Raw genomic sequence first — 25,019 nt, 5'->3', positions numbered from 1 at the left:
ATGAAGAAGCGGCCCTTTGGGATTTCCCGTTAGATCAGAGGGTGATCGATCATCGCCTTGCTGTTGCGCAAGTGGCGGGCAACCAGTGTCTTTTGCCGCCGTCCGCTGGGGATGTGGCAGGCAGGCGTCATTTCTTGATTGCAGATCAGAGACGGGAATAGTTTGAGCAGCTCTTGTAGCGCATCTGGTGCAAGCAATTTCAACGTCTCAGGTCCGGTAAACAGGCTTTCACTTGGCGCGCCTTCGGCAAACAGAACAACGTGACGGTCAAAAACGAGGTGATGATAGGTCACTTTGGTCGCCAAAGCGTCGATGTAAATGCCGGGCAACTCCGTCAATCGGATGGCCGAGATCAAAACGTCCCGCGTTGCAAACATCCGCTGCGCAATGGCCGAGCGGACCAACATCCGATGTTGGCGCGATACAATTAGGTCACGGCGCGGTAAACCATGACCCAATGAACCAGCCATGATGCAGACCGGATAGAGATCTGATTTCTTCAAAAGATCCGCGTGTCGCAGGGTCCGTGACAGGCGCATTCGTACCGTTTCCAGGGTGCCATCGGTTGTCATGACGCGCATTCCGGGTTCGATATCCTGAACGTGGACCTCGCCGTGATCGGTCAGAATCAGCGTGCCCGAGGTGAAACAAGGGGCGCCGGGACTTGGATTTGGATCCTGAACAAAATTCACCCCATCGGTTGAGGACAGCGAAGACGTGTCATCTGTGCCATTACTGCCAATCTGGGTTGAGGTTTGACCGTTTGCCGGACCCTGGGTGGCCGTCACCTGCGCATCGAAAGACACGAAGCTCAGAACCGACCCGTTGTCGGACAATGAGACAGCGCCCAATCGGTTGATACGGGCGGTGACCACGTAGTAGTCGAAGCCGCCCACCGTCGTCATTGTCGCGGTGTCGACATCTGTGGAACTGCGCACCGTGCCATTTGGGTTATAGACATCAACCTGAAGCCCGGTGACATCCGTTCCGGTCGGCACACGGACTTCGATGAAATCCCCGTCAGGCGCAAAATTCGGACCGTTCCGATATCTGATTTCCGAGATGATCGCGGGCAAAACTCGGGGCCTCCGACCGCTATGAGCATGCTGTGCAAGGTACCTTTACTTACACTAACACAACCTAAAGGATAGACCATCAGTTCGACCAGCGGCGTTCCCATTGTCAGAAGCAGTGTGATCAGTATCCCTCGATCTCGCCGCCCTGCTGCCAGGGTTTGACCAGATTGCCAAAGCGGGTGAACTGGGCTTCGAACGAAAGCTCGACAGTTCCGATGGGGCCGTGGCGCTGCTTGCCGACGATGACCTCGGCCTTGCCATGCAGGCGTTCCATGGCCTGCTTCCACTCTTCCATCTTTTCCAGCTCGTGATCGCCGGGCTTTTCGCGCTCTTTGTAATATTCCTCGCGGAACACAAACATCACCACGTCGGCATCCTGTTCGATCGAGCCCGATTCACGCAGGTCAGACAGCTGAGGGCGCTTATCGTCACGATTTTCCACCTGACGGCTCAGCTGTGACAGCGCAATGACGGGAATGTTCAGCTCTTTGGCGATGGCTTTCATGCCCATCGAAATTTCGGCAATCTCGTTTACCCGGTTGTCGGACATGCCACGGCAGAGCTGCAGGTAGTCGATCACCAGCAGGTCCAGCCCGTGTGTTCGCTTCAACCGCCGTGCGCGGGCGGCAAGTTGTGAAATCGGCAGGGCGGGCGTGTCGTCGATGAACAGGGGGCAGGCTTCCAGTTCTTTGGCCGCGTCCACGAAGCGTCGGAACTCGGCCTCGGTCATGTCGCCCTGACGGATCTTGTGGCTGGAAATCTCGGACGCTTCGGCCAGAACACGACCCGCCAATTGCTCGGCGCTCATCTCGAGCGAGAAGAATCCGACCACACCGCCGTCAATCGCGCCCTCGCTGCCATCCGGCTTCTGTCCGCGTTTGTAGGCTTTGGCCACGTTAAACGCCACGTTGGTCGCCAGCGAGGTTTTCCCCATCGACGGACGCCCGGCCAGAATGATCAGGTCGGACGGGTGCAGGCCACCCAATTGCTTGTCCAAGTCGGCCAGACCGGTGGAAATCCCCGCCATGCCGCCACCACGCTGGTAGGCTTCGTTGGTGACATTGACGGCTTCTGTGACCGCCTTGAGGAAGGATTGAAACCCTTGTTCGGTCTGGCCCTGCTCGGAAAGCTGGTAAAGCTGCTGCTCGGCCTCGACGATTTGTTCCTTGGGCTCGCTGGACACATCAACCCGCGCGGCCTTGTCCGAGATGTCGCGGCCCAGACGGATCAACTCGCGCCGAATGGCGAGGTCATAGATCATCTGGGCATAATCATGCACTGCAAAGGCGCTGATCGAGGCCCCGGCCAGCTTGACCAGATAGGCCGGGCCGCCCAGTTCCTTCAGACCCTCATCTTCGCCCATGAACGACTTCAGTGTGACGGGTGAGGCCAGCGCGTTCTTGGCGATACGGGCGGCAGCGACTTCATAAATCCGGGCATGGACCGGATCATAGAAATGCTCGGCCCCGATGATCGAGGCGACCCGGTCATACAGATCGTTATTGGTCAGAATCGCGCCAAGCAGTTGCTGCTCGGCCTCGATAGAATGCGGCATGGTTTCCGCGTTTTGAATCTGTGCTGCTGCCTGCTCGATACTGCTGATCTCGTTCATCTTGTCCCCGCTGCCCGTTAGGGGGTTTTACACGCGAAACGCCACTGCAAGCTATCTGGAAATACCTGTGGCTAAGTTGGGGTAAAGCCTAGGGATAACTTTCCTGATCGTTTGGATGCCTGCGTATGCGTAGCTTATTATGTATGAACTGAGGGAAAAGTCACCAGATATCGTGGCCCATGCCCCGATTCTTATGCACTTATCCCCATTTTGCCCACAAGAGGATTACGTGGATTTATTGGCCTCTTGCCAGCCACGTGGGTCATTCAGGAACGCCTCGACACCGTCAAGTGTCTCTTGGTCAAAGGCTTTCTGCGCCTTGGCCTCGGCAAGAACGTCCCACCATGTGCACAGCGAATGCAGCTTTACGCCGTGGTCGCCCAGCGTCTTTTCGGTTTCGGGGAAAATGCCATAGTAGAAAATCACCGCTGTATGCCCGCAAGTGGCCCCGGTTTCGCGGATCGCGTCGACAAATGACAGCTTGCTGCCACCATCGGTGGTCAGGTCCTCGACAAGCAGCACGCGCTCGCCTTCGCTCATCGCGCCTTCGATGCGGGCGTTGCGGCCATAGCCCTTGGGTTTCTTGCGCACATAGGTCATCGGCAGCGCCATACGCTCGGCCACCATGGCGGCAAATGGGATGCCTGCCGTCTCACCACCGGCGATGTTGTCGAACGCCTCGAACCCGGCGTCACGCATCACGGTGACGGTCAGGAAGTCCATCAAGGTCGATCGGATACGCGGGTAAGAGATCAGCTTGCGGCAGTCGATATAGGTCGGACTGGGCAGGCCAGAGGCAAGCGTGAAGGGTTCACGCGCATTGAAATGAACAGCCTTGATCTCCAGCAGCATCCGCGCAGTCAGGCGGGCGATTTCGGTGCTGTCGGGAAAGGAACTGGGGATCATGGCGCAAACCTCGGGGCTGAAAACACGTTGCGGGCTGATAGCCCGAGCGCTGGCCCGGAGTCGAGAGGGTCGCAAAAGAAAAGCGGACCCCCAAGAGGTCCGCTTTTCGCCCTTTCGGGCAGAGCGCCAAGGTGGGCTTAGCTGCTCATATCGTAGGCGCGTTCCCCGTGTACCGACAGGTCCAGCCCGTTTGTTTCGGTCTCGGCGTCTACGCGAAGCGGGGTGATGAGTGCAACCACCTTCACCAACACAATGGTAACAACTGCCGTAAAGGCACCCACGATCACCAGCCCGCCCAATTGCGCGGTCCATGTCCCAAGGCCAAATGCAGCTATCATGATGGTACCGAAAATGCCGCCGACGCCATGCACCGCAAAGACATCCAGCGTATCGTCGATGTTCAGCTTGTTGCGGATGACATTGACGGCCTCCTGACACAGGACACCGGCGACCGCACCGATGATCAGCGCCTGTACCGGACCCACAAAGCCCGATGCCGGGGTGATCGAGGCCAGACCGGCAATCGTGCCCGTGACCAGACCAACCATCGAAGCCTTGCCAAAGCGGATACGTTCCCACAGGGCCCATGTCAGCGACGCGGTTGCGGCGGACAGATGCGTGACGGTCATGGCCATTGCGGCGCCACCATCTGCTGCAAGTTGCGAACCACCATTGAAACCGAACCAACCGACCCACAGCATTGCCGCTCCAACCATGACATAACCGGGGTTGTGCGGCGGTGTGGTGCGGTTGCGGCGCGGGCCGAGAATGACGGCGATGATCAAAGCAGCCAGACCGGCAGTTTCATGGACAACGATGCCGCCTGCAAAGTCGCGCACACCAATCTCACCCAGAATACCGCCATCAGCCAGCATTCCGCCGCCCCAGATCCAGTGGACCACCGGCGCGTAGCAGAGCAGCATCCACAGGGCCGAAAAGGTCAGGACGAACCCAAAGCCAACACGTTCGACATAAGCCCCCACAATCAGCGCCGGTGTGATGATCGCAAAGGTCATCTGAAAGGCGAAGAACAGGATCTCGGGCAGGGTGCCTGCAAGGCTGTCGGCATCCACACCGTTCAGAAACGCTTTGCCCAGACCACCCCAAATCCCGCTTTCGCCGGGGCCGAAGGCGATCGAGTAGCCCGCAACGAGCCACAGAATGCTCATCAAACAGGCGATTGAGAAGCAGTGCATGAACACGCTGAGCACATTTCGGGCACGTACAAGCCCACCATAGAACAGGGCAAGGCCCGGCAATGTCATGAAAAGGACCAGTGCGGTTGCAACGATGATCCAGGCTGTATCGGCTCCATTCATGGGCCGTTCTCCTTTCCCCTGCGTTTGGTCACGAGAGCTGATCGGCAGCTCTCCGGACCCGTGTGAGTGTGTGCGCAGCCTTGAAAGGGAGGAAAGGTGGGGAAAAAAGAGGCAGACTTATAAAAGGCGCTTAAATTGTCGCCTTTTGCACAAGTGATGACAGTTTTTGCAGCTTTTGGTGCGGTGCGCCTAAAGAATAGGCGTTTATGAAAGCCCGTCTTTGAGCAAATCCAACGCGTGATCCCGCGCAGCCAGACGCACAGCATTCCGCCCCAACGCGCCAAATTCGATGGTTTCGGTCTGCGTATTCCGGCCATCGCGGGCCAGTCCGAAACACACGCGCCCTTCCGGCTTGAACTCGGATCCGCCCGGTCCGGCAATGCCGGTGATCGACACGGCAAGCTGCGCCTGTGAGTGTCGAAGCGCCCCGTCGGCCATCTCGCGGGCAACTTCTTCGGATACAGCGCCATGCGTGGTCAGGGTCGCGGCCAGAACGCCCAGCATGTCTTGTTTGGCTTCGTTTGTGTAGGTGACAAAGCCCCGATCCACCACCGCAGAGCTGCCGGGAATATCCGTCAGGGCCGCAGCCACCATTCCGCCGGTACAGCTTTCAGCCGTGGCAATCATCACACCCTGCGCCTTGGCAAGATCCAGCAGTTCGGTAACGTTCATAGCCCCAGAACTCCGTGAGCAATTCCTGCAAGAACCATCACGCCGATGGCTGCAAAAACGCCAGCGATGACGTCGTCCAGCATAACGCCCATGGGATCGCCCCGTCTGTCGGCCCAGCCAACGGGGCCCGGCTTGGTGATGTCGAACAGGCGGAACAGGATGAGCCCAGCCACCCAACCGGGCCAAAGGGCGGTAATGTCGATCCCATGGGCCCAAGACGGGTAAGAAATCGCCCAAAGCGCGATGAATTGGCCTGCGACCTCATCAACGACGATTTCTGACGGGTCGTGATCATCCTGACCCTCGGTCATCACGCGGGTTGCCCAAAGGCCGCCAACAAAAACGGCCAGCGTTGCAAGTACCAGCAGGGGAAACCCACCCAGCGCATGCAACACCCAGGCCATCGGCAGCGCCGCCAGGGATCCCCAGGTGCCTGGGGCAGGGCGCAAATAGCCGACGCCGCCGACTGTGCCGATCACCTGTGCCGCAGTCATGCCTTCACCAGGCAGGCCGTGGCGAGCGAGGCAATCCCTTCGCTGCGACCAGTAAAGCCCAAACGTTCGGATGTGGTGGCCTTGACCGAGACTTGATCTGCGCTTAACCCCATGATTTCAGCCATTTCGGCGCGCATGGCAGCGGCATGAGGGCCGATCTTTGGATACTCGCAGACCAAAGTGCAATCGACATTCGAAATGCGGTATCCCATCTGCCCCGCCAGCTCGACGGCATGGCGCAGGAAAATCTCGCTGGCAGCCCCCTTCCATTGCGGATCTGAGGGCGGGAAGTGTTGACCAATGTCACCCTGCGCCAAAGCGCCATAGATCGCATCGGTCACGGCGTGCATCCCAACATCTGCGTCCGAGTGCCCTTGCAATCCGCGCCCATGTGGCACCTTCACGCCACACAGGATAACGTGATCCCCGTCGCCAAAACGGTGCACGTCGTACCCGTTGCCAAGTCTTACATCCATATCCGTTCCCATTATCCGTTCCGCCCGGGCAAAATCCTCGGGTCGGGTGATTTTCAGATTGTCTGCGTCGCCGGGGACAATGCAAACATCAAAGCCTGCCGCGCGGGCGACCTCCACATCATCCGCAGCGCCGCCCGAATGGGCCGCGTGGGCGGCAGTGATGGCATCATAGTGAAACCCCTGCGGTGTTTGCGCAGCGTAAAGGCCATTGCGGTCCTGCGTGCCTGTTACGGCGCCATCCCGCCCAACCCACAACGCATCCGTGACAGCAAGCCCCGGCGCAGCCGCCTGATGCGTTTCCAGCGCGGTCAACACGTCCTGTATGATGCGCGATGAGACACAAGGGCGGGCCACGTCGTGGATCAGAACGTGTTGCACACCCAGACCTTCCAAAGCCCTTAATCCGCTGCGGACCGAGCCTGAGCGATCTGATCCGCCCGAGGCGAGGATCAGGTCGGTGTTACGAAACTCTTCCCATGCTGGCGTGTCGTCATCCGAAAGTACCAGAACGGTGTGATCCACCTGTCCTCGAAACTGTTCGATCGTCCAGTCGGCCACGCGACGTCCCGCAAGGCTGCGCCATTGCTTGGGCACGCCGCCTCCGGCGCGCAATCCGCGCCCTGCGGCGACTATGATGGCGGCTGTCGTCATGTCTCGGACGCTCCTTTGTCTTGGCTGTGTTTAGGCGGCGGTGAAAGCAGAGGCAATCACCCAAGGTAAAACGATTAAAAAATAGGCAAGTGATGATTTTGCGGGCTTGTTCAGCGCCGTTTTGTTGTTCATATGCGTGGAATTCGATATCAAATCAGCAACTGCCCAAGGATTAAGCACGTTGACCCTTCACCTCGCTGACAAGGAAGTAAACCCACCAGTGTTGCTGGCCCCGATGGCCGGAATCACGGATCGCCCGTTTCGCGATCTGGTGATGCGGTTTGGTGCCGGTATGGTGGTGAGCGAAATGGTTGCCAGTCAAGAGATGGTGCAAGCCAAGCCCGGTGTGCGCGAACGTGCGGAACTGTCCGCGGATGTGGAAAACACCGCCGTGCAATTGGCCGGGCGCGAGGCACACTGGATGGCTGAAGCCGCCCGTCAGGTGGCGGACAGGGGCGCGCGTGTGATCGACATCAACATGGGCTGTCCCGCCAAGAAAGTGACCAATGGCTATTCTGGCTCGGCGCTGCTGAAAACGCCGGATCATGCGCTGACCCTGATCGAAGCTGTGGTCGATGCAGTTGATGTACCTGTGACCTTGAAAACCCGGTTGGGCTGGGACGATTCTCTGCTGAACGCACCTGACGTGGCGCGACGGGCGCAGGACGCCGGTATTCAGATGGTCACGATCCACGGGCGCACGCGGTGTCAGTTTTACAAAGGTCATGCCGATTGGCGGGCGATCCGGGCCGTGAAAGAATCTGTGTCAATTCCTGTGGTTGCAAATGGCGATATCGTGGATACCGCTGCCGCCAACACCGCATTGCAGCAGTCGGGCGCGGATGGGGTGATGGTTGGACGCGGCGCGCAGGGCAAACCCTGGCTATTGGCGCAGATCTGTCACGACATTTACGGGGCCGACGCCCCCGAAATCCCGGACGGAGCGGACCTGATCGACATGGTGCAGGCACATTATCAGGCGATGCTGTCCTTCTATGGGACGGATCTGGGCCTGCGCGTCGCCCGCAAACATCTTGGCTGGTACATGGATGAGGCCGCGACACCGGCGCCTTTGCGGCGGGCTGTTCTGACTTCGCGCGATCCAAAGGAAGTGCTTCGCCTGTTGGCCGACGCATTGAGTGAAACAGGCGAGGTGGCGGCATGAACTCGAACGCCAGCATCTGGAACTCATTGCCCGTTCCGGCCTTCATCATCGATGCGGACGATCGCATTTCTGATGTGAATGCGGCAGGTGAGGGGTTTCTGAACGCGTCCCGCAAGGCTGTGATCGGCCATCCTGTATGGGATCAGATCGCCGTCGATGCGCCGCTGGAAGAGGCTTTTGAACGTGCCCGGACCTATGGCACGCCTCTGTTTGTGAACGATGTAGACGCCGGATCGGGAAATCGTGCGCCATTGCAATGCGCGTTGCAGATTGCACCCTTGGTTGGGTACCCGGGATCGATGATCATGATCATCTCGCCGCGTGAATTATCGGGGCGGATGACACGGGGCAACACCGTCAAATCGGCGGCCCAATCGGCCATCGGAATGGCCGAGATGCTGGCCCACGAGATCAAGAACCCTTTGGCCGGGATCACGGGTGCCGCGCAGTTGCTGAGCATGAATATCCCGGCGCAAGATCTTGAACTTACGGACCTTATCGTGGCTGAAAGCCGCCGGATCGTGAAACTGCTGGAGCAGGTTGAACAATTTGGAAACTTGCAGAAACCCGACTTCAAGCCAGTCAATATCCACGACGTTCTGGATCGTGCACGGCGTTCCGCCCTTTTGGGGTTTGGCGCGGATATGACGATCATCGAAGACTACGACCCATCCTTGCCGCTGGCGTTCGGAGACCCGGATCAATTGTTGCAGGTGGTGCTGAACCTGCTCAAAAACGCGTCAGAGGCTGCCGAACCTCAGGGCGGCACTATTCGACTGCGGACCTATTTCGAGCATTCTTTCCGGTTGCGCCGCAGCGACGGGTCCGGCCATTCGCTGCCTTTACAGATCGAGATCATAGATGACGGCCCGGGCCTGCCCGAAGACATTCGTGGTGATATCTTTGATCCGTTTGTTTCGGGCAAAGAGAACGGCACCGGCCTTGGGCTGGCGCTGGTCAGCAAGATCATATCGGACCATGACGGCTGGATTTCGGCCGATTCCGTCCCTGGTCGAACCGTATTCAAACTGTCGCTGCGCCGCGCGCCGCGCGAAGACGCCGAGCACAAGAAGGAGACCACCTAATGGATGGCACAGTACTGGTTGCGGATGATGACCGCACGATCCGTACCGTTTTGACACAGGCCCTGACGCGCGCTGGGTGCAAGGTACATGCAACGTCGTCTCTGACCACGTTGATGCGCTGGGTCGGCGAGGGCAAGGGCGATGTGGTGATCTCGGACGTGGTCATGCCCGATGGCAACGGGTTGGAAATGCTGCCAAAGATTGCCCAGGATCGCCCGGGTCTGCCAGTCATTGTGATTTCAGCGCAGAACACGATCATGACCGCGATTCAGGCCGCAGAGGCAGATGCCTATGATTACCTGCCCAAACCGTTCGATTTGCCAGACCTGATGAAGCGAACCGCGCGTGCGCTGGATCAGAAACAACGTGCGCAGCCGGAGAGCACCGAAGCAGATAGCGAACGCCCGGACGAGTTGCCGTTGGTCGGGCGTACCCCGGTGATGCAAGCTTTGTACAGGCTGGTTGCTCGGGTCATGAATACCGATCTTTCAGTGATGATTTCTGGTGAAAGTGGTACGGGTAAGTCTTTGATTGCGCGCGCTATTCACGACTTTTCCGACCGTCGCACCTTGCCTTTTGTCACTGTTACCGCGGCAGAGTTGCGGGATCTGGAAGGCCCCGCGCGGGTATTGGCGCGGGTACGCGGCGGTACGCTTTTGATTGATGAGATTGCCGATATCGATGATGAGGTTCAGGCCCGGATCGTGCGCATGATGGACACGCCCGGCGATCACGTTCCGCGTTTCATGGCCACCAGCCAGTCGGATCTGACAGAAGGCATGGAAACCGGACGCATCCGTCAGGATCTGTATTACCGGTTGTGCGGTGCCACCATTCATGTGCCGTCTCTGCGCGAAAGAGTGGACGACATTCCGCTTCTGGCCGAGCATTTCTTGGCTCGCGAGGAACGTGAAAGCGGAGCGAAACGTTGGCTCAGTCCCGAAGCGGTGGAACTGGTTCGCCGCTATTCCTGGCCCGGTAACGTAAGGCAGTTGGAAAACGCGGTGCGCAGGTTGGGTTTGACCAGCCGCGCCGACGAAATCTCGAAAGCCGAGGTGGAAATGGTACTGGGCAGCCAGCCCGAGGCGGAACCGGTTCTCAGCGGGGGCGAGCGTGAAAAACTGTCGACCTCGGTCGAGCGCCATCTGCGTCGGTACTTTGATCTTCACGGCAATATTCTGCCGCCGCCGGGCCTGTATCAGCGCATTTTGCGCGAAGTTGAGGCCCCGTTGATCGAAATTGCGCTGGATGCAACCGGCGGAAATCAGGCGAAATGTGCCGATTTGCTGGGAATCAACCGAAATACGCTGCGAAAAAAAATCACTGACCTCGATATTCAGGTGACACGCCGCCGCAAACTGATGTAATATCGCCACACAAACCGTGGCATCCCGGCATCTGTTGGGAAAAGATCACGATATATGGCGGTAAGCCGCAAACGCGGCACATCAGGATGAGGGCAGACGGTGGCAACCCGAGCACAGAGCGGGATGATCCCATCGATAAGTCGATGGCGTAAATCACGAAAACTGCGCAATTTCGGCACCTTTGGGCTGGTCCTTTTAGGGCCAATTCTTGCGCTGGCCACTTATCTGGTCATCGGCCCTTTTGATCTCGGATCGACGGCACCGACCCTGCGACTCATTCTGCTGGCTGACCTTGTTTACGTTTTGGTTGTTGCAGCACTGGTGCTGGGGCAGGTGGGCAGCCTGATCGCGGCGCGGCGTGCCAAGTCGGCCGGCTCACGCTTGCACCTTAGGCTGATCGGCGCGTTTACGCTGCTGGCACTGGTGCCCACCGTTACCGTGGCGATTTTTGCAGGGCTCACTGTGAATATCGGCCTTGAAGGCTGGTTCTCGGATCGGGTTCGGCAAGTGGTGGGATCGTCGCTGACTGCAGCGGAGGCCTATGAGCAGGAACACCGCCGCGGTCTGGTTCAGGATGCGTCTGTTCTTGCGCGGTATCTGGACAACGCGCGCTCGCTGGACTTTTACATCTCGGACGCTGAATTGCGCGAGGTGCTGGCGCAGGGGCAGGGGCAGATCCAACGCGGATTGCGGGAAGCTTATGTCATCGACGGTAGCGGTGAAATCAAATCGCGCGGTGATCGGTCATACCTGTTCAACTACGAAGCGCCCTCGTCGGAACAAATGGCCGAGGCCACCGACACCGGGCTGTTGATCATAGCTGACTGGCCGAACAACGAATTCCGCGCGCTGGTGCCCCTGACGGCTTATCTGGACCGGTATCTTTATGTCAGCCGCGAAGTGGACGGGCAGTTGCTGACACTGCTGGATGACACCAAAGAAACGGCGCAGTTTTACCAACAATTGGAAAGCGAACGGGGCCGGGTGCTGTTCGAATTTGGCCTTTTGTATCTGGGCTTTGCGCTGATTCTGATCCTTGCTGCGATGTCATTGGGTATGTGGTTCGCCGAACGTTTGTCACGTCCGGTGGGGCGTTTGACAACAGCGGCACAGCGGGTTGGGGCCGGAGACCTCAGCGTTCAGGTCATCGAAGAGCGAAGCGATGACGAGATCGCCATGCTGGGTCGGTACTTCAACCAGATGACCCGACAGTTGAAAGGACAGCGGGACACCCTGCTCGAAAACACGCGGCAGATTGAAAGCCGCCGCCGCCTTTTCGACTCGGTTCTCAGTTCGGTGACATCAGGTGTTGTCGGCGTTGACCCCGAAGGCTGCGTGACCTTCGTGAACCGCTCGGCTGAACGTTTGCTGGACTGGTCGCGGGGCGAAGAACATTTGGCTATCGGCATTGCAGTACCCGAGTTTCTGCCTTTGTTCGAAAGCCTGAAAGACAGCGGGCAGGAGGCTGTTCAAGGGGAGGTCAAAGTCACCCGCAAAGGTCGGTTGGAAAACCTGCTGGTACGCATGGCCATCCGCCGTGGCGAAGACGGAGGGCTGGAAGGCTATGTGGTCGCCTTTGATGACGTGACCGATCTGGTCAGTGCTCAGCGGATGGCGGCGTGGGGCGACGTTGCCCGCCGGATCGCCCATGAAATCAAGAACCCGCTGACCCCGATTCAGTTGAGCGCAGAGCGCATCAAACGCAAGTTCGCGCGCAAGCTGGACGAGGAGGATTGCGATAGCCTCGAGTCGATGACGGGTGTCATTGTGCGCCAGACCAACGACCTGCGACGTATCGTGGACGAGTTCTCGAAATTCGCCCGAATGCCCGAGCCTGAGCGCCGCGAAGAAAACGTGGTCGAACTCGTGCGTGAAGCGGTTGTATTGCAACAGGCGGGGCAACCGGACGTGCAGATAGACGCGGATTTGCCACAGCAACCCATCATGGCTGACTTGGATGCGACGATGTTGCATCAGGCTCTGACGAACTTGATTAAAAACGCCGGAGAAGCGATTGGTACCCTTAAGGAAAAAGGGGCACCAGAAAATCTCAAACCACAGATAATAGTGGCAGTTTCCAGTGATGATGCAGGTACGGTCATCACCATTGCAGATAACGGGATCGGTCTGCCCGAGGATCGGGCGCGACTGTTTGAACCCTATGTAACGACACGCGACGAAGGGACGGGGCTGGGCCTGCCCATCGTCAAGAAAATCATCGAAGAACACGGCGGAGCGCTGACGCTTGAGGATGCGCCCGTCTTTGACGGACAGGACCATTTTGGCGCGATGGCCGTAATCCGTTTGCCGGGGGCCAATATGTCCTCGACCGTTGCGCCACAGAAGCAGGCAATTAGAACCAACAAACTGAAAGCAGGCCAAAGATGAGTGACATTCTGATCGTAGATGACGAGCGCGATATTCGCGAGCTGGTGTCCGACATTCTGGAGGACGAAGGCTATTCAACCCGGCTGGCAGCCAACTCGGATGAGTGTATGGCGTCAATCAATTCCGAACCGCCGGGGCTGTTGATCCTTGATATCTGGCTGAAAGACAGCCGCATGGATGGGATCGATATTCTGAAAGCGGTGAAACGCGACAACCCGGATGTTCCTGTGGTGATCATTTCCGGACACGGCAACATTGAAATCGCTGTCGCCGCCATCAAGCAGGGCGCGTATGATTTTATCGAAAAGCCCTTTAACATTGACCAGTTGATGGTGGTGATCCGCCGCGCGATGGAGACCTCTCGCCTGCGCCGCGAGAATGCGTCGCTGAAGCGCAAAGAGGTGAACAACTCGGACATGATCGGCAAATCCGCATCGTTCCGGGCCATGCAGGGTCAGTTGGACAAAGTGACCAAATCGAACGGCCGCGTGATGCTGAGCGGGCCGGCCGGGTCGGGCAAGGAAATTGCCGCGCGCTATATCCATGCGCATTCCAACCGCGCAAACGCGCCCTTTGTGACCGTGAACTGTGCGGGGATCGAGCCTGAGCGCGTGGAAGAGGTCTTGTTTGGCCGCGAATCCGCCGAGCGTGGCGTTGAACCCGGATTACTGGAAGAAGCCCACGGTGGTGTGGTTTACTTTGACGAAGTGGCGGACATGCCTTTGGGCACGCAATCCAAGATCCTGCGGGTGCTGGTGGATCAACAGTTCCAGCGCGTAGGTGGATCTGACAAAGTGCGCGTGGATCTGCGGGTCATTTCCTCCACCAACAAGGATCTTGACGAAGAAATCGCAGCCGAGCGGTTCCGCGAAGAACTGTATCACCGTCTGAATGTTGTGCCGGTTGCTGTTCCTTCGCTGGAAGATCGCCGCGAGGATATTCCGGTTCTGGCCCAGCATTTCATCGAAATGTGTAACGAAACCCAAGGTCTGCCGATCCGCGAACTCTCGGAAGAGGCGGTTGCCCTGTTGCAGACAATGACCTGGCCGGGGAATGTGCGTCAGCTCAAGAACCTGATCGAACGGGTTTTGATTCTGGGCGACGGAACCGGCCCGATCGAAGCGCGCGAGTTGCCAAGTGAAGAAGACAAGACCGAAGATTCGGGGCGTGTCGTTCTGTCGGGCGCGCTGGCGACATTGCCGCTGCGCGAGGCGCGTGAAGCGTTCGAGCGGGAGTACCTGCTGACACAGATCAATCGCTTTGGCGGCAATATCAGCCGGACGGCCAGCTTTGTGGGAATGGAGCGCAGCGCGTTGCACCGAAAGCTGAAGTCGCTGGGCGTGGTGACGTCGAACAAGTCCGGTGCACGTGTCGCGCAAATCGATGAGCCGGAACCGGCGGAGTAATCCGCCGGAGCGGCTGGGCTGGCAATGAGTGTTTTGAGAACAGCGAACCGGCTTGAAACCCGCGGCTATCCGGGTTTCGGAAAGCGCCTGAAACGGCTGCGCCGGTCCGTCGGGTTCAAGCAGGCTCATCTGGCTGAGCTGTTGCAGGTGGATCAGGCAACCGTCTCGCGGTGGGAAAGAGGCGGTCAGACACCGCCACCCGAGACCCAACAGGCCGTCTTTGCGGCCCTTGGTCCGACCCGCGCTGACGACAGCGCATTGCGGCGGTTGGTCATGAGCTCGTCAGACTGTGTGCATTTGGTCGAAGAGGCGAGCCACAGGTGTCTTGCGTATTCAGCGAGCCGGGCGCGCGATTGGAAAACCAGCCAGAACGCCTTGCTGGGCGTGTCGCTTTGGCAGTTTGCAACGGAAGAAATACAGGCAGCCGAAGCCGAACTTGACGCCGACGGATGGTGGGACATGCATACGCCCGCACCAAAGGCGTTCCTGACGTCCGAAGCTGTCCATGACCGTATTCGCATCAGCGCTGGCGAAATCATCTGGGAACGTTTGTATCTGTCTGACGGAACGCCTGTTCGTCTGGTCAGCGGATCCAGACACTGAGGCCGCATAATTTATGCGTTCCTCGATCCGGTTGGGCGCTGTAGAAGCGGCTTATGGTGCAGATATTTCAGGTTCTTCTTCTCTGGCTTGCTGGTCTGGGCGCGGCGACGCAATTTGCTAAAATTGCAGTTCCGTTTCCCGAGCTTGTCTTACTGTATCCTGATCACACCGAAACCATGGGATGGTTGCTGTCGATCATCAGCCTAATCGGAGCCTTGCTTGGGGCCTTGTCCGGGGCCATCGTAGGGCGGGTCGGGCCCATGAAGCTTTTGATCTTCGGCTTGTGCCTCGGTGGCGCGATTTCGATGTTTCAAGCGACATGGCCTGGGTTTTACGTCATGCTGGCCAGCCGCTTTGTCGAAGGGCTTTCGCATCTGGCCATTGTCGTCGCTGCGCCCACACTGATCGCGCAAATCACAACCGGCAAGGCGCGCAACATCGCGATGGTCCTATGGAGCACATTCTTCGGTGTCGCTTTTGCGCTGAATGCGTGGATCGGATTACCGCTGATTGCCTCTTTCGGCCTGACCACGTTCTTCCTGCTGCATGGTTTCTTGATGATTAGCGTTGCCGGTGTGATCCTGATCTGCCAGATGCGCGTGCAACTTGCCTCTGACATCAAGCCCTGGCAGTGGACAGACGTGCTGAACGTTCATCTTCGCACCTATCGTTCTCCCTTCGTGTCGGCCCCGGCGGTGGGGTGGTTTTTTTATACGCTGACCTTTGTGTCTTTGCTGGCCATCCTGCCTGGTCGTTTGCCGGAAGACCTCAGCGCGCATGTCGCCGGGTTGATGCCGCTGGCGGGAATTGTCCTGAGTTGGGTGGCAGTACCCGTCCTGTTGAACGTGATGCCCTGCGTTGCGGTGGTCAATCTGGGATTCGGGTTGGGCATTTTGTCCGTTGCCGGGGCCTTCCTAGGCCTGCCGCTGGAGATCGTGTGCGTTCTGCTGTTTGCCGTTTTGGGCCTTGTACAAGGGGGCAGCTTTGCCGCCGTACCGATCCTGAACCAAACGGCCGAGGCGCAGGCGCTCAGCTATGGGGCGATGGCGCAAATGGGCAACGCGGGAAACTTGCTGGGTACACCGGTTCTGCTGGCGGTTTTGTGGCGTGTGGATGAGGCCGGGATGCTGCTGAGTGTGATCGGAATTTATGCAATCGCGATCCTTGCGCATATCGCGCTGGCTCGCCAGCGTGCGGCGCAAATCGCTTCAGCCTGACTGACCCGGCGAAATGATCTGAAAAGATCCGTCATCGAATTTGACAAAACACGATTGCGTTGTAAGTGGCGGCAGGGTCGTTGTGCGCGTTGCTGGCACGCTTGACTTCACGCCGGATTTGCAGGGCGGCAGGCTGACGGGACGGAACCCTTTCTGCGCCATGCACTGCGCCTCGACCGTGTTGCGCAGGCCCTGGTTTACGTCCACGGTGTACACCCGGCCTGGCTGCCACCATCCCGGGGACTGGTAACACCGCCCCCGACCGTCGCAATAGGTGCGCCCCGGCCAATATGTTGGCGGGCTTTGACGGATCTGATTTGCAACGGGCACCTCTTTGACCGCCTTGAGCTGGCACTGGGTCGTTTCTTGCTGCAGGCGGGAAACAGTTGCCCCTTCGCGGTAATAGAGCGAAAGCGGCCCGCTGCATGCGGACAGCACCATTAGGGTCACAAGCATAGGAAACAGCGTTTTCATATGCTTATCTTGCCGCAGCCGCGCAGGGATGACAATTCAATTGACCGCTTTGGGGGCATCTGTCATTCAATCCTTTCAGGCAGAAGGGCCAGAAACATGAAGGTCATCATTTGCGGCGCAGGTCAGGTTGGCTGGCAGATAGCGCGGCACCTTTCGGGCGAACTGAATGACGTGACGGTCGTGGACAACAATCCCGACCTCGTGCGACGGGCAACGGAAACACTGGATGTGCAGGGCATTGCCGGGTTTGCAAGCTACCCGGATGTGCTGGAGCGGGCAGGGGCCCGCGACGCCGACATGATTATCGCCGCGACCCATTCTGACGAAGTGAACATGGTCACCTGTCAGATGGCGCATTCGGTGTTCTCGATCCAGCGCAAGATCGCGCGCCTTCGGTCGAAATCATATCTGGAAGCCATTCATTCGGACCTCTACCGCCGCGATCACTTGCCCATCGATGTGGTGATCAGCCCGGAACGCGAAGTTGCAGCTGCCGCCATGCGCCGCCTGTCTGCCCCATCGGCCTTTGACACCGAGATTTTCATGGGTGGCAAGGCGCAGCTTTTAGGTATCAGAGTGGAAGAGGACTGCCCAATCGTGAATACGCCGCTACGGCAACTGACGGATTTGTTTTCCACGCTCAGCTCGATCGTGGTGGGGGTTCGGCGCGACGGCACATTGTTTGCGCCTGAGTCCGAAGACCAGCTGTTCGTCGGTGATGAATGCTACGTTTTCACCAATGTAAACGACGTGAACCGCACGATGGAGGTGTTCGGCAAAGCCCAGAAGCGTCAGGATCGGGTTGTGATCGTGGGCGGTGGCAATGTCGGATTGGAAGTCGCCAGCACGCTGGAAGAACGCGAAAGCCGGGTGCGCGCCAAGATCATTGAACGGGATCGGAAATGCGCCGAGATCGCGGCCGAAGCGTTGGAGCGGACGATTGTTCTGCACGGGGACGGCTTGGATTCCGGGCTGCTGAAAGAGGCCGGGATTGACCGCGCCGATGCGATGTTGGCCGTTACAGATGACGACCGGACCAACATGTTGGCTGCCGTGCGTGCGAAAGCCGAAGGCTGTGCGCTGGCGATTGCGCTGATCAACGATCCCAGCATGGTTGCCCTTATGGGTCCGTTGGGCATTGACGCCTATATCAACCCGCGTGCCACCACCGTCAGCTCGATCCTGCGTCACATCCGGCATGGGCGCGTGCGACAGGTTTACTCTATCGGCGACGCCGAGGCCGAGGTGATCGAAGCCGAGGTGCTGTCCACATCTCCGATGGCGGGGCAAAGGTTGCGCGATATCGATTTTCCCGAAGGTGTGCTGGTTGGCGCGGTGCGCAAAGGAGACGAGGTTCTGCGCCCTACGGGCAGCCTGCGGATCGATGAAAAAGATGTCGTCGCAATTTTTGCCATGTCCAAGGACGTGCCCGAGGTCGAGCGCCTGATGCAGGTATCAATCGATTTCTTCTGATGGCGCGAGCGGGAACACAACAAGTTGGGTTAATTCAGCGGCTACCGCTGTTCCTGCTGATCTGGGCAATCGTATCTCTGGCCATGTGGATTCCGGCGCTCTATGCGTTGGTGCTGGACGATCACGACACCTCGCGGTCTTTTCTGTACTCCGGCATTCTTGGTCTGTTTCTGGTCTCGATCGTTGCAATAGCCTCATCTAACCGAATTCCACGGCGGGGTACTTTGGGGCAGTTGGCTGTGATGCTGGGCTGTTTCACAATTCTGCCGATCTTTTTGGCGATCCCGTTTCATGATGCACTTGGCACGACGACGTTTCTGAACGCCTATTTCGATATGGTCAGCGCCCTGACAACCACCGGGGCCGATCTGTTCCCGGATCACAACCGGCTGAGCGCACCGCTGCATTTGTGGCGTGCGCTTGTCGGATGGATGGGCGGTTTGCTGATGTGGATCGCCGCGGCCGCGATTTTGGCCCCGCTGTCTCTTGGCGGGTTCGAGGTGACCGCGAAAGGGCAACCTGGGCGTCCGGTATCGGGCGTCGCACAAAGCGAACGCGTGGACCCGCGCGGCCGTTTGCTGCGTGTGGCGCGGGCGCTGACACCGGTATATGCCGGGCTGACTGCGGTGATCTGGGTGCTTCTGCTGATCGCGGGTGAGGCCGGGCTAACGGCTGTCTGTCACGCGATGTCAGTGATGGCGACTTCGGGTATCTCTCCGGTTGGCGGTATGGAAGGCGCACAGGCCGGATTTACCGGTGAAGCAATCCTTTTCCTTTTCCTGTTCTTTGCCCTTTCGCGCCTGACCTTTTCGACGGACACTGCCACCACCGGATATTCACGTTTGGACAGAGACCCCGAATTTCGCATCGGTCTGATGATCGTTCTGGCCGTTGCACTTCTGTTGTTTTTCCGGGTGGTGGCTGGCGTGACCGAGATCGGTGGGCAGATAGCGCCGCTTCAGGCATTGCAGGTGATCTGGGGCATGCTGTTCACTGTGCTGGCCTTCCTGACCACCGCCGGATTTGAAAGTGCGAACTGGAACGATGCCCAGCAATTATCGGGCCTGGGGACACCCGGACTGCTGCTGATGGGATTGGCGCTGATCGGCGGCGGGGTCGCCACCACGGCCGGAGGCGTCAAACTGCTGCGGGTTTTTGCGTTGTATCTGAACGGCGCGCGCGAGATTGATCGCCTGATTTACCCGTCATCCGTCAGCGGTGTCGGCGGCGGCAACCGGCGCATTCAAAGCGACGGGGCCTTTATCGCCTGGATATTTTTGATGCTTTTCGCCCTGACGCTGGCGGTGTTTAACCTTTTGCTGGCGGCGATGGGGTCCGGTTTTGAACAGGCTATGGTGCTGAGTGTTGCCACTTTGACGACAACGGGTCCGCTGATCGAACTGGCCACGGATGTCCCGATCCGGATAATTGATCTGTCTTCCGGGGCAAAACTGACGCTGTGTGCCGCGATGGTGATCGGTCGGCTCGAGACGCTGGCGATCATCGCCCTGATCACACCGTCGCTGTGGCGCGATTGAGCCGAACACGCCCTTCGGACGTTATCGCCTTATTTTTCATCTGGAATATCTCTTCGCGGCACTCCATACTCGCCCGGAGGGAGCGCGTTGGTCCGCAGCGCGTAGCAAGAACAATGGCGAGATTATAAAAATATGGCTTCGGACAGACAGAATCTTCAGGATGCCTTCCTGAACAATGTACGGAAAGCTAAGGTTCCGGTAACGATCTTCCTGATCAATGGCGTGAAGTTGCAGGGTGTGATCACCTGGTTCGACAATTTCTGCGTATTGTTGCGCCGCGACGGACAGTCGCAGCTGGTCTACAAGCACGCGATTTCAACCATCATGCCATCGCAGCCGATCAACCTGTATGAGGGCGAAGACGCCTCTTGATGGAACATGACCGGAGGCGCACCCGAGCCTGGGTGCTGCATCCCGAAATCAAATCAGATGAACAGCGCCGTGTCCCTGAACCGGCGCTGGCCGAGGCGGTTGCATTGGCCGCTGCATTGCCCGACCTGGATGTGATCGGGTCCGAGATCGTACGCCTGCAACGCGCACAGCCGGGGCTTTTGTTCGGTAGTGGCAAGATCGAAGAACTGGCCGAACGTCTGCATGACAGCGAAATCGAGCTGGTTTTGATCGACGGGCCGGTCACACCGGTACAGCAACGAAATCTGGAAAAGGCGTGGAAGGTCAAGATCCTCGACCGAACCGGGCTGATCCTTGAGATATTCAGCGACCGCGCCCGCACCCGTGAAGGGGTGTTGCAGGTCGAAATGGCGGCTCTCAGCTATCAGCGCACGCGATTGGTACGCGCCTGGACCCACCTTGAACGGCAACGTGGCGGATTGGGATTCGTTGGCGGACCGGGTGAAACCCAGATCGAAGCCGACCGCCGCGCCATTGATGAGCAACTGGTCAGGCTGCGGCGTCAGTTGCAGAAAGTCGTCAAGACCCGCACTCTGCACAGGGCCGCGCGCGCCAAGGTGCCGTATCCCATCGTTGCCCTTGTGGGGTATACAAACGCGGGTAAGTCGACCCTGTTCAACCGTCTGACCGGGGCCGAAGTCATGGCCAAGGACATGCTGTTTGCCACGCTGGATCCGACCATGCGGCGCGTACAGCTTCCTGATGGCCCCGAGGTGATCCTGTCGGACACTGTGGGCTTTATCTCGAACTTGCCAACCGAGCTTGTGGCAGCCTTCCGGGCAACCCTCGAAGAAGTGCTGGGCGCAGACCTGATCGTGCATGTGCGCGATATCAGCCACGAGGAAACGGATGCGCAGGCGCAGGATGTTGAGTCCATCCTGACCTCTTTAGGTGTCGATGAGGAACGACCACGGCTTGAGGTTTGGAACAAGATCGACCTGCTGAACCCCGAAGACAAAGACGCCGCTTTGGCGCGGGCCGAACGGGACCCTGCGATATTCTCAATCTCGGCTGTAACGGGCGAAGGCGTTGACCCGCTGTTGGCCGAGATCGCCACACTGCTTCAGGGGGCACGGCACGAGGTTGTTCTGAACCTCTCTTTCGCCGAAGGTGACAAGCGGGCGTGGTTGTTCCGTCAGGATGTTGTCCAGAGCGAGGATCAAACCGAAGACGGGTTCCGCCTGACCGTTTTGTGGACGGACAAACAGGCCGCGCAGTTTGCGTCGCTTTGAACAGGACAAGGGGCGGGCATGTCGGATGTATCGGATCAAAGGGTTTTCCTGAAAGGCCATATCGACGTGCCACCCGACCGGCTTGAAGCTGTGCGGGCAGCATTACCGCTCCACATCTCTCTCACACGGGCGGAAGAGGGCTGTATATCTTTCGAAGTTGTGGAAGATCAGACGACGACCGGGCGGTTCATGGTGTCGGAAGTGTTTGCAAATCAAGCAGCGTTTGACGCCCATCAGGCGCGGGCCAAGGCGTCAGACTGGTTTCAGGTCACACAGGGAATACCCAGGAACTACACGATAGAAACGGCTGAGGATCGAGCGCGTTAAGCTATTTGCCGTCAATCTGCCGTTGGTAGTCATCTGCGTCGAACCAGCCCAGCGATGACTTTACAAGATAGTCTGACGTCAATTCCCACTCTTCCCAACCGCGCGCGACAACGTGGTTGCCTGTCTCGGCGTGGTTCCCTTCAAGGGTCCAAACAAAAATGGCGTGAGATCCGGCCCATCGCATCATATCGCAACGGACCTCTAAATCCGGGAAGTCGGCGTAGAAGCCGCGAGCCATATCGGCAATCGCCGCGCGCCCTTCTATGGGGTCGCCTCGGTTGATCGTGATTTGTCCATCAGGTGCAAAGAAGCCGGCAACTGCATCAGGGTCGCCGGAACTCCATGCAATCGCGTAGTCCCGCGCAAGATTATTCAGGACATCCCGAATGCTGGCCATATCCGCCCCCCTTTGGTCCCACATAATCGGTGGAGCGATCATAGGCGAAAAAGGTTCACGGTGCCACGACGCCTCGGAAGTTGGGGCGAGGAGTTGCCGAATAGGCGGATTATCGCGGGATCAGATTGGTCACGCCAACGGCAGCAGCACGCGCCAGATCAAGGTCCAATGACATTGGGATATACTCGCCGCGCCGCCACAGCTGCGCCTGATCATCGTAGTAGCGCGACAGGAAATGACCCGACTGACCGGTCGCGGTGATAAAGACCGAGCTGTTGGGATCAGCAAAGTCATACACGCCGCGATACCCGGCCCCGTGCACGTTTTGAAACGGGTCGGGGCCTTCGCCCGAGGTACGTCCGCGCAGCAGCGTGTTGTCGCCGCCACTGGTCGATTGGCGGATGTTCACGAAATAGCGCAGGACAGGCACGTCGCCCAGAACCGGGTGATCATGCGTGGCCTGATGCGCATCGCCCCAGCGAAGGGATTCAAGCGCACTGCCATAGCGTTCAGAGATCCAGATCAGGGCGTCATCCAGCGCAAGTCGGGCCATTTCGGTGCAGGTCTCAACAGGGGCGCTTTGCCGTACATCACACCAGACGCTTGCTCCGTCGATGTCGCGATAAACGCGCTCGATGAACAGCGGTTCCACGTGTTTGTATTCGCTGGCCAGTGGCCCAAGCTCATCCGCGATCAACCGGATCTGTAGCGCCCGCAGCCATGCCGCATAGATCAACGGCTCGGGCAGGTGTTCATTCATCTCACCGTTCCAGTCCGCCAGCAGCGACAAGGCGATCTGACGCTGTCGTTCCGGCGTGCCCTCGGGCGCAGACGCACCGGTGAACCACAAATCCGCTCCGATCAACGGCAGCAAGGACCGGGCCGTAAAACTAACTGTATCCAACTGCGCTTCGATAAAGCTGTCGCGGGTATGGACCTCGCGCGATTGCATCAGGCGATCCCACCGATGCACCCGCTGTGTATCCCCCCATTCAAACGAGACATGGTTGGGGAAGGGGCGGTCGATAATCTTGTTGTTCGTATTGCCCAGAATACCGCCAACCGGGGCGACAAATTCGGGATTGTCCGCATAGGGCAAACGGCCTTGCCAGCGGTTTGCTTCAATCCATCCGGGGCTAGGAATGCGCCCGCGGCTTTGGTTTTGCAAATCGCGCTGTGGCATGGCACCGATCAGTTTCATACCGATGGTGGTCCGGTCAACCAGCGACAGGTTCTGCGACGGAGCGATGAACTGCTCGCCCACCTGAATGGCTTGATTCACGTTATCCGCGTTCATCAGGGCCATAGACGCGGTCATGGAGGTGTCGCGCGGGCTCAGCGCCGTCCAGGACAGAGACACCACATGGCCGGGCGGTGTGATTGTGTCCAGTTTGTAGTCCGTACCGGGCAGCACCGGGCCGTTCTCTGTCCAGCGCAGGGTTAACGTGACCGGGGCCTCATCCTTGATGGCGATGATTGATGGGCGGGTCTGGAATTCTTTGTAGCCTTCGGGGGTCAGATACTCTTCGGGGTTGTCCGGGTTCAGCTGTTCAATGTGCAGGTCCTGATCATCCAGATAAGATGAGGTCAGCCCCCATCCCAATCGTTCACTGCGTCCGGTCATAATGGCAGGAACACCGGGTATCGAAGCCCCGATCACACCGCCTTTTTCCAGATCAAGATGCGCCAGATACCAAATGCCAGGCGCCGTGAAACCCAGATGTGGATCGTTTGCAAGGAGTGTGCCGCCACTTGCCGACCGAGATGGGGCGGCTGTCCAGGCGTTCGAAGCTCCGGCCAGACCGCGTTTTGGAAGCGGCGAGAGAGGTGTCTCGGGGGCCTCGGTTCCGGCGGCATAGCGTGGAAGATTGGGCAACAGGGATGCATATTCCGGCAAAGCCGCGATGCCGGGGCCTGGTACATCAGGCAGGATATCGGCAAGACGTTCGGGATTGTTCAGCATCAAAGACGTGCGAGCGCGCAGAACTTCGTCGGTCAAGTGCCCGGACAATTGCAACGCCATCAACTTTATGATCGCAAGGCTATCGCCCGGTTGCCAGGGCGATACGGGGGCGTTGAACAGGAACATTTCCGGCGCACCGCGACCCAGCGCCTCGTCGTTGATTTCGGTAAGCCTTGCATTGACCCCGGCCGCATAAGCCCGCAGAGCGGCTTTGGTATAGTCGTCCTGAACCTCGACTGACCGATGGGCAAGACCATAGAGATCCAGCCGACGCAGCAACTTGTCAATGCGCAAAGTGCGTGTGCCAAAAATTTCGGACAGTCGGCCTTGAGCCGTGCGGCGCATTACCGTCATCTGCCACAGTCGATCCTGTGCGTGGGCATATCCCAGGCCAAAAAACACATCGGGATCGGTCTGGCCCAGTATGTGCGGTACATTGGCCGTGTCGCGTACGATCTCGACCGGGGCGGTCAGGCCATCAACTTCAAGGGTCTGATCGTAATCCGGCAGGGATTGGCTGGCCAGGAAGTAGACAAGGCCCACAGCGGCAAGGATCAGAAAAATCAGACCCGACGCGATGCGCACCAGCCAGCGGAAAACAAGACCCATTACTGCCCCATATTATCGTTCGAATTCAGATTGCGCCGAGACTAGTGGATGGAGGGTCTGACCGAAAGAGGAACGCCGCAAGAACCTGCGTAGAAAGGCTTGAAAACAACTGCCCCGCCGCAGTGTTGTGCTGCGACGGGGGCCATGTGTGGGGGAAG

22 protein-coding genes are annotated in these 25,019 nt (G+C 58.6%); 12 read left to right on the top strand and 10 right to left on the bottom strand.

What is annotated here, in order from left to right:
• Positions 1–29: 29 nt before the first annotated feature.
• The 7 genes from AC2FNU_RS00815 to AC2FNU_RS00785 all read right to left on the bottom strand — a co-directional run bounded on the left by AC2FNU_RS00815 (position 30) and on the right by AC2FNU_RS00785 (position 7,206).
• Entirely contained in the window at positions 30–1,076 is a 1,047-nt protein-coding gene (locus tag AC2FNU_RS00815; RefSeq protein ID WP_496784252.1) for a Hint domain-containing protein, read from the bottom strand.
• Positions 1,077–1,197: 121 nt separating this feature from the next.
• On the bottom strand, positions 1,198–2,688 hold the full coding sequence (locus AC2FNU_RS00810; protein WP_496784251.1) for a replicative DNA helicase: 1,491 nt from the start codon (positions 2,686–2,688) through the stop codon (positions 1,198–1,200).
• Between the two features lie 225 nt (positions 2,689–2,913).
• Positions 2,914–3,594 carry an orotate phosphoribosyltransferase gene (locus AC2FNU_RS00805; protein WP_171183461.1) on the bottom strand — a complete coding sequence of 227 codons (681 nt, stop codon included), beginning with the start codon at positions 3,592–3,594 and terminating at the stop codon, positions 2,914–2,916.
• Between the two features lie 137 nt (positions 3,595–3,731).
• Positions 3,732–4,913 (bottom strand): ammonium transporter, encoded by a 1,182-nt coding sequence (locus tag AC2FNU_RS00800; protein ID WP_496784250.1) that lies wholly within the window; start codon positions 4,911–4,913, stop codon positions 3,732–3,734.
• Between the two features lie 204 nt (positions 4,914–5,117).
• Positions 5,118–5,585 (bottom strand): CinA family protein, encoded by a 468-nt coding sequence (locus AC2FNU_RS00795; protein ID WP_496784249.1) that lies wholly within the window; start codon positions 5,583–5,585, stop codon positions 5,118–5,120.
• Positions 5,582–6,079: a phosphatidylglycerophosphatase A family protein gene (locus AC2FNU_RS00790; protein WP_496784248.1), complete on the bottom strand. Its 498-nt coding sequence runs from the start codon at positions 6,077–6,079 to the stop codon at positions 5,582–5,584. The genes AC2FNU_RS00795 and AC2FNU_RS00790 overlap by 4 nt, the downstream gene beginning before the upstream one ends.
• A complete protein-coding gene (locus AC2FNU_RS00785) occupies positions 6,076–7,206 on the bottom strand; it encodes a bifunctional 2-C-methyl-D-erythritol 4-phosphate cytidylyltransferase/2-C-methyl-D-erythritol 2,4-cyclodiphosphate synthase (RefSeq protein WP_496784247.1) in 1,131 nt (376 codons plus the stop codon). Before AC2FNU_RS00785 ends, AC2FNU_RS00790 begins: the two co-directional genes overlap by 4 nt.
• A gap of 181 nt (positions 7,207–7,387) precedes the next feature.
• Between AC2FNU_RS00785 and dusB the strand changes: the two genes are divergently transcribed.
• The 7 genes from dusB (at position 7,388) to AC2FNU_RS00750 (ending at position 16,437) form a co-directional block, all read left to right on the top strand.
• Positions 7,388–8,371, top strand: coding sequence for a tRNA dihydrouridine synthase DusB (gene dusB, locus AC2FNU_RS00780; RefSeq protein ID WP_496784246.1), 984 nt, complete (start codon positions 7,388–7,390; stop codon positions 8,369–8,371).
• The gene (locus tag AC2FNU_RS00775) at positions 8,368–9,456 is read left to right on the top strand and encodes a two-component system sensor histidine kinase NtrB (RefSeq protein WP_496784245.1); all 1,089 of its coding nucleotides are present in this window, start codon (positions 8,368–8,370) and stop codon (positions 9,454–9,456) included. Before dusB ends, AC2FNU_RS00775 begins: the two co-directional genes overlap by 4 nt.
• Positions 9,456–10,823 (top strand): response regulator, encoded by a 1,368-nt coding sequence (locus tag AC2FNU_RS00770; RefSeq protein WP_496784244.1) that lies wholly within the window; start codon positions 9,456–9,458, stop codon positions 10,821–10,823. Before AC2FNU_RS00775 ends, AC2FNU_RS00770 begins: the two co-directional genes overlap by 1 nt.
• A 123-nt stretch (positions 10,824–10,946) precedes the next feature.
• On the top strand, positions 10,947–13,211 hold the full coding sequence (locus AC2FNU_RS00765) for a sensor histidine kinase NtrY-like (RefSeq protein ID WP_496784314.1): 2,265 nt from the start codon (positions 10,947–10,949) through the stop codon (positions 13,209–13,211).
• The gene (gene ntrX, locus AC2FNU_RS00760) at positions 13,208–14,617 is read left to right on the top strand and encodes a nitrogen assimilation response regulator NtrX (RefSeq protein ID WP_171179966.1); all 1,410 of its coding nucleotides are present in this window, start codon (positions 13,208–13,210) and stop codon (positions 14,615–14,617) included. Before AC2FNU_RS00765 ends, ntrX begins: the two co-directional genes overlap by 4 nt.
• A gap of 24 nt (positions 14,618–14,641) precedes the next feature.
• The gene (locus tag AC2FNU_RS00755; protein WP_496784242.1) at positions 14,642–15,220 is read left to right on the top strand and encodes a helix-turn-helix domain-containing protein; all 579 of its coding nucleotides are present in this window, start codon (positions 14,642–14,644) and stop codon (positions 15,218–15,220) included.
• A 53-nt stretch (positions 15,221–15,273) separates the two neighbouring features.
• Entirely contained in the window at positions 15,274–16,437 is a 1,164-nt protein-coding gene (locus AC2FNU_RS00750; protein ID WP_496784241.1) for an MFS transporter, read from the top strand.
• Here the strand turns inward: AC2FNU_RS00750 and AC2FNU_RS00745 are convergent.
• A complete protein-coding gene (locus tag AC2FNU_RS00745) occupies positions 16,429–16,911 on the bottom strand; it encodes a hypothetical protein (RefSeq protein ID WP_480799725.1) in 483 nt (160 codons plus the stop codon). The two genes, AC2FNU_RS00750 and AC2FNU_RS00745, sit on opposite strands and share 9 nt — an antisense overlap.
• 96 nt (positions 16,912–17,007) lie before the next feature.
• On the opposite strand from AC2FNU_RS00745, the gene trkA reads away from it, so the two are divergent.
• The 5 genes from trkA (at position 17,008) to AC2FNU_RS00720 (ending at position 21,892) form a co-directional block, all read left to right on the top strand.
• Complete coding sequence (trkA, locus tag AC2FNU_RS00740; protein WP_496784240.1) at positions 17,008–18,384, top strand: Trk system potassium transporter TrkA; 1,377 nt, start codon at positions 17,008–17,010, stop codon at positions 18,382–18,384.
• Complete coding sequence (locus AC2FNU_RS00735; RefSeq protein WP_496784239.1) at positions 18,384–19,922, top strand: TrkH family potassium uptake protein; 1,539 nt, start codon at positions 18,384–18,386, stop codon at positions 19,920–19,922. The genes trkA and AC2FNU_RS00735 overlap by 1 nt, the downstream gene beginning before the upstream one ends.
• 132 nt (positions 19,923–20,054) lie before the next feature.
• Positions 20,055–20,294, top strand: a complete 240-nt coding sequence (hfq, locus tag AC2FNU_RS00730; RefSeq protein WP_005982826.1) for an RNA chaperone Hfq — start codon at positions 20,055–20,057, stop codon at positions 20,292–20,294.
• Complete coding sequence (hflX, locus tag AC2FNU_RS00725) at positions 20,294–21,565, top strand: GTPase HflX (protein ID WP_496784238.1); 1,272 nt, start codon at positions 20,294–20,296, stop codon at positions 21,563–21,565. The genes hfq and hflX overlap by 1 nt, the downstream gene beginning before the upstream one ends.
• An 18-nt stretch (positions 21,566–21,583) precedes the next feature.
• Positions 21,584–21,892, top strand: a complete 309-nt coding sequence (locus AC2FNU_RS00720; protein WP_496784237.1) for a putative quinol monooxygenase — start codon at positions 21,584–21,586, stop codon at positions 21,890–21,892.
• A gap of 1 nt (position 21,893) precedes the next feature.
• Here AC2FNU_RS00720 and AC2FNU_RS00715 read toward each other — a convergent pair whose 3' ends face one another.
• The gene (locus AC2FNU_RS00715) at positions 21,894–22,289 is read right to left on the bottom strand and encodes a nuclear transport factor 2 family protein (protein WP_496784236.1); all 396 of its coding nucleotides are present in this window, start codon (positions 22,287–22,289) and stop codon (positions 21,894–21,896) included.
• A 109-nt stretch (positions 22,290–22,398) separates the two neighbouring features.
• Positions 22,399–24,861, bottom strand: a complete 2,463-nt coding sequence (locus AC2FNU_RS00710; protein WP_496784235.1) for a penicillin acylase family protein — start codon at positions 24,859–24,861, stop codon at positions 22,399–22,401.
• Positions 24,862–25,019: the final 158 nt, after the last annotated feature.

This window comes from Ruegeria sp. BHSB064, from assembly GCF_059613205.1.
The sequence above is the reverse complement of the archived record's forward strand: the minus strand, read 5'-3'. Positions and strand labels throughout refer to the sequence as shown.

Coding starts and splice junctions, on each gene's coding strand:
- hfq (WP_005982826.1), top strand. CDS start 20,055: ATGGCTTCGGACAGACAGAATCTTCAGGATGCCTTCCTGAACAATGTA.
- AC2FNU_RS00775 (WP_496784245.1), top strand. CDS start 8,368: ATGAACTCGAACGCCAGCATCTGGAACTCATTGCCCGTTCCGGCCTTC.
- AC2FNU_RS00805 (WP_171183461.1), bottom strand. CDS start 3,594: ATGATCCCCAGTTCCTTTCCCGACAGCACCGAAATCGCCCGCCTGACT.
- AC2FNU_RS00710 (WP_496784235.1), bottom strand. CDS start 24,861: ATGGGTCTTGTTTTCCGCTGGCTGGTGCGCATCGCGTCGGGTCTGATT.
- AC2FNU_RS00715 (WP_496784236.1), bottom strand. CDS start 22,289: ATGGCCAGCATTCGGGATGTCCTGAATAATCTTGCGCGGGACTACGCG.
- hflX (WP_496784238.1), top strand. CDS start 20,294: ATGGAACATGACCGGAGGCGCACCCGAGCCTGGGTGCTGCATCCCGAA.
- AC2FNU_RS00745 (WP_480799725.1), bottom strand. CDS start 16,911: ATGAAAACGCTGTTTCCTATGCTTGTGACCCTAATGGTGCTGTCCGCA.
- AC2FNU_RS00785 (WP_496784247.1), bottom strand. CDS start 7,206: ATGACGACAGCCGCCATCATAGTCGCCGCAGGGCGCGGATTGCGCGCC.
- AC2FNU_RS00750 (WP_496784241.1), top strand. CDS start 15,274: ATGGTGCAGATATTTCAGGTTCTTCTTCTCTGGCTTGCTGGTCTGGGC.
- AC2FNU_RS00790 (WP_496784248.1), bottom strand. CDS start 6,079: ATGACTGCGGCACAGGTGATCGGCACAGTCGGCGGCGTCGGCTATTTG.
- AC2FNU_RS00765 (WP_496784314.1), top strand. CDS start 10,947: ATGATCCCATCGATAAGTCGATGGCGTAAATCACGAAAACTGCGCAAT.
- AC2FNU_RS00720 (WP_496784237.1), top strand. CDS start 21,584: ATGTCGGATGTATCGGATCAAAGGGTTTTCCTGAAAGGCCATATCGAC.
- trkA (WP_496784240.1), top strand. CDS start 17,008: ATGAAGGTCATCATTTGCGGCGCAGGTCAGGTTGGCTGGCAGATAGCG.
- AC2FNU_RS00795 (WP_496784249.1), bottom strand. CDS start 5,585: ATGAACGTTACCGAACTGCTGGATCTTGCCAAGGCGCAGGGTGTGATG.
- AC2FNU_RS00770 (WP_496784244.1), top strand. CDS start 9,456: ATGGATGGCACAGTACTGGTTGCGGATGATGACCGCACGATCCGTACC.
- ntrX (WP_171179966.1), top strand. CDS start 13,208: ATGAGTGACATTCTGATCGTAGATGACGAGCGCGATATTCGCGAGCTG.
- AC2FNU_RS00735 (WP_496784239.1), top strand. CDS start 18,384: ATGGCGCGAGCGGGAACACAACAAGTTGGGTTAATTCAGCGGCTACCG.
- AC2FNU_RS00810 (WP_496784251.1), bottom strand. CDS start 2,688: ATGAACGAGATCAGCAGTATCGAGCAGGCAGCAGCACAGATTCAAAAC.
- AC2FNU_RS00755 (WP_496784242.1), top strand. CDS start 14,642: ATGAGTGTTTTGAGAACAGCGAACCGGCTTGAAACCCGCGGCTATCCG.
- AC2FNU_RS00800 (WP_496784250.1), bottom strand. CDS start 4,913: ATGAATGGAGCCGATACAGCCTGGATCATCGTTGCAACCGCACTGGTC.